The organism is bacterium (assembly GCA_036524115.1).
GTDB lineage: Bacteria > JAUVQV01 > JAUVQV01 > JAUVQV01 > DATDCY01 > DATDCY01.
Genome location: DATDCY010000123.1, coordinates 19,470 through 27,322 on the forward strand (window position 1 = coordinate 19,470; position 7,853 = coordinate 27,322).

General features: G+C 73.4%; 8 protein-coding genes and 1 tRNA gene. 3 read left to right on the top strand and 6 right to left on the bottom strand.

What is annotated here, in order from left to right; translation table 11 throughout:
- Nucleotides 1–49 precede the first annotated feature (49 nt).
- Nucleotides 50–772, top strand: a complete 723-nt coding sequence (locus VI078_05560) for a class I SAM-dependent methyltransferase (protein ID HEY5998755.1) — start codon at nucleotides 50–52, stop codon at nucleotides 770–772.
- Here VI078_05560 and VI078_05565 read toward each other — a convergent pair.
- From VI078_05565 to VI078_05575, 3 genes are all read right to left on the bottom strand, one after another.
- Nucleotides 769–1,938, bottom strand: a complete 1,170-nt coding sequence (locus tag VI078_05565) for an SGNH/GDSL hydrolase family protein (protein ID HEY5998756.1) — start codon at nucleotides 1,936–1,938, stop codon at nucleotides 769–771. The two genes, VI078_05560 and VI078_05565, sit on opposite strands and share 4 nt — an antisense overlap.
- Nucleotides 1,939–2,008: 70 nt before the next feature.
- Nucleotides 2,009–2,083, bottom strand: a tRNA-Glu gene (locus VI078_05570).
- Nucleotides 2,084–2,118: 35 nt separating this feature from the next.
- Nucleotides 2,119–3,546 carry a 50S ribosomal protein L11 methyltransferase gene (locus VI078_05575; protein ID HEY5998757.1) on the bottom strand — a complete coding sequence of 476 codons (1,428 nt, stop codon included), beginning with the start codon at nucleotides 3,544–3,546 and terminating at the stop codon, nucleotides 2,119–2,121.
- Between the two features lie 122 nt (nucleotides 3,547–3,668).
- Here VI078_05575 and VI078_05580 point away from each other — a divergent pair, with 122 nt between their 5' ends.
- Together VI078_05580 and VI078_05585 are read left to right on the top strand one after the other, a co-directional pair.
- A complete protein-coding gene (locus tag VI078_05580) occupies nucleotides 3,669–4,142 on the top strand; it encodes a hypothetical protein (GenBank protein HEY5998758.1) in 474 nt (157 codons plus the stop codon).
- 2 nt (nucleotides 4,143–4,144) lie between these two features.
- Entirely contained in the window at nucleotides 4,145–5,656 is a 1,512-nt protein-coding gene (locus tag VI078_05585; GenBank protein HEY5998759.1) for a type IV pilus twitching motility protein PilT, read from the top strand.
- On the opposite strand, the gene VI078_05590 is transcribed toward VI078_05585, so the two are convergent.
- The 3 genes from VI078_05590 to VI078_05600 form a co-directional block, all read right to left on the bottom strand.
- Complete coding sequence (locus tag VI078_05590; GenBank protein HEY5998760.1) at nucleotides 5,590–6,573, bottom strand: radical SAM protein; 984 nt, start codon at nucleotides 6,571–6,573, stop codon at nucleotides 5,590–5,592. The genes VI078_05585 and VI078_05590 overlap by 67 nt on opposite strands.
- 16 nt (nucleotides 6,574–6,589) lie before the next feature.
- On the bottom strand, nucleotides 6,590–7,252 hold the full coding sequence (locus VI078_05595; GenBank protein ID HEY5998761.1) for a hypothetical protein: 663 nt from the start codon (nucleotides 7,250–7,252) through the stop codon (nucleotides 6,590–6,592).
- Between the two features lie 156 nt (nucleotides 7,253–7,408).
- On the bottom strand, nucleotides 7,409–7,853 hold a 445-nt coding region (locus VI078_05600; protein HEY5998762.1), incomplete at its 5' end, for a general secretion pathway protein GspB.

Sequence of the window (7,853 nt, forward strand, 5' to 3'; positions counted from 1 at the left end):
CTCGACCACCACGCCCCCCGAACGGTCACGACCGGTAGGGGGGGAGACCATGTCCCCTTCCCTGAGCGAGGCCAGGAACTACTATGCCTGGATCATGGACCGGTTCGTGCCGTATCTCGGCCGGCGGGTCCTGGACGTCGGCGGAGGGCACGGCCCGCTGCTCGACCACGTCGTCGCCCAGGGGCGATCGGTCACCGCGGTGGATCTCTCGGCCGACTGCGTGCGGGAAATACAGCTGCGCTTTCGCGGCCAGGCGCTGGAGGCCCGGCAGGGGGACATCGCGGATCCGGCCCTTGCCGCCGAACTGGCCGGCGAGAGGTTCGACACCGTGCTGTGCGTCAACGTCCTGGAGCACATCGAGAGGGACGGGGCGGCCCTCCGCTCGCTGGCGGACATCCTGCGCCCCGCCGGCGGTCGGCTCCTCCTGCTGGTGCCGGCCCATCCGTTTCTCTTCGGGGCTCCGGACGAGCTGGCCGGCCACTTCAGGCGCTATTCGCGGAAGGGGCTGCGAGGACTGCTCGAAGCGTCGGGCTTCCGGGTGGAGCGTCTCTCCTTCTTCAACGCCCCGGGTGTCATACCCTACTTCATCACCTCGCGCCTTGTCCGGCCGCGGAGCCTGGGGGGCGTGGTGGACACCCAGTTGCGCTGGTACGATCGCCTTGTCGTCCCCGTCGCGCGGCGCCTGGAGCCATCCGTGGGGATGCCCTTCGGGCAGTCGCTGACCGCGGTGGCCGTCCCCCGCGGGGAGCCGAACGGCGGCCGAAGCGGCTAGGGGGCCGGGAGCCCCCGACACAGTTCCGCCGCGATCAACTCCCCCGCGGCGCGGTGCCCGCGCTCGTTCCAGTGTCCCTCGCCCTCGTGGCCCCCGAAGCCGTGGAAGAACACCCCCGTGCGGCTCGCGCGCTCGGCCAGCGGCGGCGCGAGTGACAGCGACGGCACGCCGAGGCGCGCGCAGGCGGCGGCGATCCGCCGGTCCGGGTAGAAGAGATCGTCGATCCCCCGGGCCCGCGCGTACGCCTGACGGGCGGCCGGGTCGGGGTGCACCTGCGCGGGGTTCGAGAGGCTGACGACCAGCAGCCGCGCCCCGTGCGCGCGCACCTCGTCGGCCATCAGCCCGAGCAGCCCCTCCGTCACCCGCCAGGCGCGCTCCCAGGCCGCGTCGCGCGGTGGACGGTAGACTTCGTCGTCGAGGCCGGCGGATGCGCCCGTGTCGGCCGCAGGGGGAGCCGGCGCCGCGGGCGCATGTGCCGCGTCCGCCGCCGACTTCAGCAACTGGAGCACGCGGACCCGATTCAACACCTCCGAGGCTGCCTCCCGCAGCCGCAGCCGCCACGGCGGGGGGAAGCCGGCGCGAAAGCCTTCGTCGAGCACCAGCCGCCCGTCGCGCTCGACGAAGTACGGGCGGGTCGGATCGCGCTCCAGCTCGCGCGAGTTGTTGCGTACGTCGTTCCCGGTTACGAAGGCCAGCACGACGACGTCCGGGTCGTAACGCCACGCGTCGTGCCGCAGCGCGAGCAGCTCCTGCGCGGTACCGTAGCCGGAGACGCCGAAGTTGATGACCTCGACGCGGCGACCCGCGAGCGCCCCGCAACCGCCCAGCTCGCGCTCGAGCACCGACCAGAACGTCTGCTCCATGGGGAGCTGCATCGCCTCGGCGTAGGAGTCGCCGAGGACCGCGATCCGCAGCGTGCCCGGCGGCTTCGCCAGGGCGTGCTCGCGGTCGCGCAGCCCGCGGCTGCTGATGCGCACGAAGTCGCGCCCCTCGCGGTTCCAGAGGCCCGCGGCCCCGGGGCGAAGCACGCCGCCTCGCTGGTAATCGCGCGTGTAGAAGGACGGCGCCGAGAACCCGGCGACCCGCAGTCCGACCTCGGCGACGGCCAGCGCGGCGAGGATCGAGGCGCCCAGGAGGGCCAGGTGCCGCCGGAGGGGCGCGCTCATCGCGCCGGCGCCCCGAAACGCAAAGCCCCCGCGGTCCTGAGTTCGCGGGGGCTCACGTCGTGATTCTTGCTGGTAGCGCTACGGGGATTCGAACCCCGGTTTGATGGCTGAGAACCACCCGTCCTGACCCCTAGACGATAGCGCCACGTGGGGGGGAGTATAGGAATTGGCGGATCGATGTCAAGGCCGGACGTCGTGCGCGGCCAGCCGCCGCAGCTCCTCCGCCAGGTTCGGCGTGGCCTCGCCGCGCCCGACCAGCGCCGCGGCCTCCGCGGCCGTGAACCAGCGCCCCTCGTCGATCTCGCCGGGGTGCGGGCGCGGCTCCCCGCGCGCCACGTGCAGGTAGGTCGCGACCAGCTCGCTCTCGCGCTCCGTCCGCCAGAGGTAGCGGTAGAGGAAGCGCAGCTCGCCCTCCAAGCCGAGTTCCTCGCGCATCTCGCGGCGGGCGCCGGCCTCGTGGTCCTCGCCGATGTCCAGGTGCCCGCCGACCGAGGTGTCCCACTTGCCCGGCTGGATGTCCTTGGTCAGCGGCCGCCGCTGCAGGTAGATCCTCCCGGCCGCGTCGACGACGATCACGTGCGAGACGCGGTGCAGCAGCGCCGGGTCCCGGTGGCACGCCGAGCGCGGCGCGCGACCGACGACGCACCCCTCCTCGTCGACGACCTCGAAGATCTCCTCGGCGGGCGCCGCGAGCAGCAGGGCGGCCCACTCGCCTTCCGCGCGCGCCGCCGCGCAGCGCAGGCCGAGCCGCTCGTAGGCGACGCGGACCTCGCGCTCCTGCTCCCCGGCGAGGATCCCCGCCAGCACGAGCGCCCCGCCGGGGGCCAGCCGCGCGGCGAGCGCGGGGGCCAGGGGCACGAGGACGTCCGCGGTGATGTTCGCGGCGACCAGTTCGAAGCGGCCGGTGATCGCCGCGAGGTCCTCGCCGCCGACGCGCACGCGCCCCGCCAGATTGTTGCCCTCGACGTTGAGCCGCGCCGCGGCGACCGCGTCCGGGTCGTTGTCGAGCGCGACGACCTCGCGGGCCCCGAACAACGCCGCCGCCATCGCCAGGATGCCGGTCCCGGTGCCGAGATCGAGCACCCGCACGGGCGCGCCGGCAGCGCAGCGCTCGTCGATCAGCGCCAGCGCCAGCCGCGTGCTCGCGTGCAGGCCGGTCCCGAAGGCCATGCCCGGGTCCATCTCGATGACCGCGTCGCCGGGCGCGGGCTCGCACGGGGCCCACGTCGGCTTGATCAACAGGTGCGGGGCGGCCCGGAACGGCCGGAAGTGCTCCTTCCAGCCGGCGCCCCAATCCTCCTCGAGCAGGGGCTCGGAGCGCACGGCGATCGCCGCGGCCCCGGCCCGCGCCGCCAGCGCCGCCAGGTCGCGTCGCAGGGCGGCCTCGGCGTCTCCGGCGCCCTCGCCGTCGGCCAGGTAGGCCGTGATCCGCTCGCGCTGGCCGACCCGCGCATCCGGCGGCGCAGCGGCGATCTCGACCCCTGCGCCGGTCGCCTCGGCGAGCAGGTCGGCGGCCGCGTCGGTGAGCGATGCCGGGACCTCGACGCTCACCCGCCGCCAGGTGCGGCGCGGGCGGTGCGCGAACGGGTCCGCGGGAGTGCCGGCCATCGGGTACGGGAGTCTACCGCAAAGCGTGAGGCGGCGCACACCGGCGGCGGGCGGACCGCGTGCTATACTCCAGGCCACGTCGCGGCGCCCGCCACGGCCGGACCGCACGGAGGAGTCGAGCGATGCGGCAGTTCCACGTACCCAAGGAGCGGGCGTCGGTCTTCGTCGAGATCCCGCCGCGGCCGCCCGAGACGCGGTTCGTATTCCTCGCCCCGCACGCGCAGGGGCACCGCGGCGCCGAGATGCCCTCGGACATCTTCAACGCACCGGACACGTTCATCCCGCTCTTCCGCGACGACGGGGACACGGTGCTCGCGCGGCGCGACGCGATCACCTGGATCATGGTCGGCGACCCGCAGCGCGCCGAGTGGTACTACTACGAGACGCGCGCCGGCGCCGGGGAGGCCGGGGTCCACATCGAGTTCGACACCGGCACGCACCTCGAGGGCCGGGTCGCCCTCCTCGGCCCGGAGGGTTCGCGGCGCGTGATCGACGTCGTGAACCGCAACGGCGACTTCCTCCACGTCCAGCGGGACGGGGAACTCTTCCTCGTGAACCTGCGGCGGGTCGCGTCCATCACGATCGCGGGGGAGTGACGGTGGCGGCGCTGGATCGCGTCCTCGACTCGATGGCCTCCCGCAAGGCCGAGCTGCTCTCGCTCAAGACCGGGGGTATCCCGCTCCTGCACTCGGAGCGCGGGACCCAGCCCGTCGGCTCGGCTGCCCTCGGCGAGGAGCGCGTGCTTGCCTACGTGCGCGAGCTGGCAGGGCCCGCCGAGAGCGCGGCGCTGGAGGCGCGCGAGTCGGTGTCGTTCGCGTATCGCGGCTTCTCCGTGACGGTGACGTTCCCGGCGGGCGGCGCCGAGGCCGAGATCCGCCCGGCGGCGGCGCAGGAGACCGCGACGCCTCCGCTCGAGCCTCCACCGGCGTCCGCGGCCGCCTGCGCCGATGCCGCGGCGTCCGCAGCGGCCGGCCGCACCTTCGACCCGCGGGCCGCCGGCGAACCGGCGATCGACGAGCTGTTCAGGGAGATGATCAAGCGCGGCGCCTCCGACCTGCATCTGACGATGGGCCAGGCGCCGCGGCTGCGCCAGAGCGGCGAGATGACGGCGCTGGAGGCGCCCGCGCTGACGCCGGCGCGCATGGAGGAGCTGCTGCGGCCGATCTGCCCGCCGAAGAACCTGCGCGAGTTCGAGCACAGCCACGACACGGACTTCGCCTACGAGGTTCCGGGGCTCGCGCGCTTCCGCTGCAACTACTTCCTCGACCGCTCGGGGATGGGGGCGGTCTTCCGCCAGATCCCGACGAAGATCCCGTCCATGGAGCACATCGGGCTGCCGAAGGAGGCCGTCGAGCTCTGCTGGCTCTCCAAGGGCTTCGTGGTTGTCACCGGGCCCACAGGCTGCGGCAAGTCCACGACGCTCGCCGCGCTCATCGACTTCATCAACGAGCACCGCTCGGATCACATCGTGACGATCGAGGACCCCATCGAGTTCGTCCACCGCAACAAGCGCTGCCTCATCAACCAGCGCGAAGTCGGCACGCACACCACCGGCTTCAAGCGCGCGCTGCGGGCGGCGCTGCGCGAGGACCCGGACATCGTCCTGGTGGGCGAGATGCGCGACCTCGAGACGATCGGCATCGCCATCGAGACGGCGGAGACCGGGCACCTCGTCTTCGGCACCCTGCACACCACGACCGCCCCCTCGACGGTCGACCGCATCATCGACCAGTTCCCCGCCGACCGGCAGACGCAGATCCGCGTCATGCTCTCGGAGACGCTCAAGGGCGTCATCGCGCAGACGCTCTGCCGCAAGCGCGGCGGGGGCCGCGTCGCGGCCTACGAGGTGCTCATGGTGACCACGGCCGTGGCGAACCTCATCCGCGAGGGCAAGACCTTCCAGATTCCCTCGCTGATGCAGACGCAGCGCCAGGCGGGGATGCGCACGCTGAACGACTCGCTCTGCGACCTCGTGAAGGCGAAGACGGTCGACGCGAAGGAGGCCTACATCAAGGCCGTCGACAAGGGCGGGCTGCTTGCGCTCTACGAGCGCGCCGGGATCCGCTTCGACCCGGAGCGGCTGACGACGCTTTCCACGCCGTCGTTCTGAGCGGCGGCGCAGCGCGGGTCCGGCGCGGCCAGGTCTCCCGCCACCAGCAGACTCACCGCAGGGCAGCCGCCACGACAGTTGGCGTGGTGCGGGCAGCCGGCGCGCGGGCAGGCGTTCCCGGCGAAGCTCCTGAACCAGTCCAGCCGCGGGTGGGCCAGGATGCGCCCGAGCGGATCGTCCAGGAGGTTGCCGAGCCGGAACTCCGGCCGCCCGAAGAACAGGTAGCAGGGGTAGACCGAGCCGTCGGGCAGAACGGAGACCTTCGTCGTGCCGGCGGGGCAGCGGACGTCCGCCGCCGCGGGTCCGGCCCGCGCGATGAAACCCTCGCAGACCACGCCCGCCGCGCGCGGGTACTCGCGTCGCAGCGCCGCGAGTCGTTCCTCGTACTCCGCGTACGAGAGGCAGTCGGCGAGGTCCGCGGGCACGACCGGGTCGCGGAAGATCAGGAAGAACTCCGCGCCCCGCCGGTGCAGATGCCCGCGCGCGGCGGGCGGCAGCGTCCAGCCTCGCGTGCAGACGCTCTTGACCAGCGGCCCGCGCCGCCCGACGTAGGCGCGCAGCGCCGCCGGCGTCTCCTCCCCGTTGACCGAGACGCCGACGCGCAGGGTCCCGCGCCCGAAGCGGTCCTCGAGGCGCTCGAGCAGGGCGAGATCGCCGCGGCCGTTCGTGCTCAGCGTCGTGCGCATGCGGCGCGCGGCGAGCGCTTCGATCAGCTCCGCGAGCCGCGGATGCAGCGTGGGCTCGCCGCCCAGCAGATCGAGCGTCGCGACACCGGCTTCCCGCAGCCGCTCGAGCATCCGGGCGAAGTCCGCCGGATCGACGTCGGGCAGCGGCGTCAGGCCGCGGTTGAAGCAGAACTCGCAGGCGAGGTTGCAGCGCAGCGTCGGGTAGAACTGGACGAAGAAGTCGCGCCGCACGTCGCAACCCCGATCGTCAGTCGCGGCACCCGCCGGCGCGGCCCGCGAAGAGCCCCGCGGCGAGCAGCGCCACGCCGGGGAGATACAACCACCACGGGAAGCGGTGCGGCACGAACGAGGCGATCGTCGCGGCGTCTGCGCCGAGCAGCGGCAGCGCGGGCGCGACGAAGGCCGCGAGCATGAGCGCGAGGCCGGCCACGGCCAGCGCCCGGGCGCGGCGAGGGACTTCGATCTCCTCCTCGCGGTCGAGGACCGGCGCCGCCCAGAGGACGAAGAGCGCCGCGGCGATCGCCGGCGTGATCCAGGGCGCCAGCCACGGCCAGGGAATGAGGAAGAGAACATCCCACTCCGCCCACGAGACCGGCCAGCCGAGCGCGACCTTGAGCCAGAGGTAGTAACAGAGGTCCCAGACGCCGAACACGAAGAGGAACGCGGCCGTGCGGCGAATCCTTCCCTGCACGGCGAGCCGCGCCACGGCGAGGATCATCGCGATCGTGGCCGCCTCGCGCACCAGCTCCAGCGCCAGGTCGCGCATCGGCCAGATGCGCAGCGGGAACATCGTCAGCGGGTCGTCCGGGTAGTAGAGGCGCCGCAGGTACACGACCAGCACGGACTCGACCCAGGCCATCGCCGCGGCGTAGGCGCCGAGCCAGAGCAGGGTGCGGCGGGCGGACTTCATGCCCCGAGTCTAGCAGCCTGCGGCCGATCAGCCCCCAGCCCGACAGGCCGCTCAGACGGGGTCAGATGCAAGGCGCGCGACGATCCGGCGACTGAGGCGTACGAGTTGTACGCCGCAGGGAGCCGGGAGGAGTGCAACGCCGCAGATGGCCCCGTATCAGCGGCCTGTTACGCGGAAACGCCAGCCGCGCAGGGAGAAGACCGCGCCGTCCTGCGTGATCTGCTCCAGGCGCACGCCGGGCGCAGCGTCCTGCCCCTCGCGCACGATGCGGTCGTTGACCGTCAGCAGCCGCAACCCCGGCTCCTCGGACCAGACGTGCCCGCTGACCGAGAACTTGGCGAGGGTCGCGCGCAGGTCCTGGGGCAGTTCCTCCATACCGACGACGCGACCATCGGCCGGCGGTGCCTCGGGTTCCGGCGCCGGGGTGGCGGCTTCGATCGGCACCGGCTGGGAAGTGACGACCGGCAGGGGCGTCGCCGGGTTCACGGCCGGCGGCGGCGCGATCGATGACGGAAGCGGGGCCAGGGCGGGGACCGCGACGGGCGCGGGGACCGCTGGCGGCGCGGGCGCCGGCGGCTGTGCTTCGGCGGGCACCGCCGGC

What these genes read in the sequence shown, in the direction of transcription:
- VI078_05560 (HEY5998755.1), top strand. Translation starts at nt 50, where the DNA reads ATGTCCCCTTCCCTGAGCGAGGCCAGGAACTACTATGCCTGGATCATG.
- VI078_05565 (HEY5998756.1), bottom strand. Translation starts at nt 1,938, where the DNA reads ATGAGCGCGCCCCTCCGGCGGCACCTGGCCCTCCTGGGCGCCTCGATC.
- VI078_05575 (HEY5998757.1), bottom strand. Translation starts at nt 3,546, where the DNA reads ATGGCCGGCACTCCCGCGGACCCGTTCGCGCACCGCCCGCGCCGCACC.
- VI078_05580 (HEY5998758.1), top strand. Translation starts at nt 3,669, where the DNA reads ATGCGGCAGTTCCACGTACCCAAGGAGCGGGCGTCGGTCTTCGTCGAG.
- VI078_05595 (HEY5998761.1), bottom strand. Translation starts at nt 7,252, where the DNA reads ATGAAGTCCGCCCGCCGCACCCTGCTCTGGCTCGGCGCCTACGCCGCG.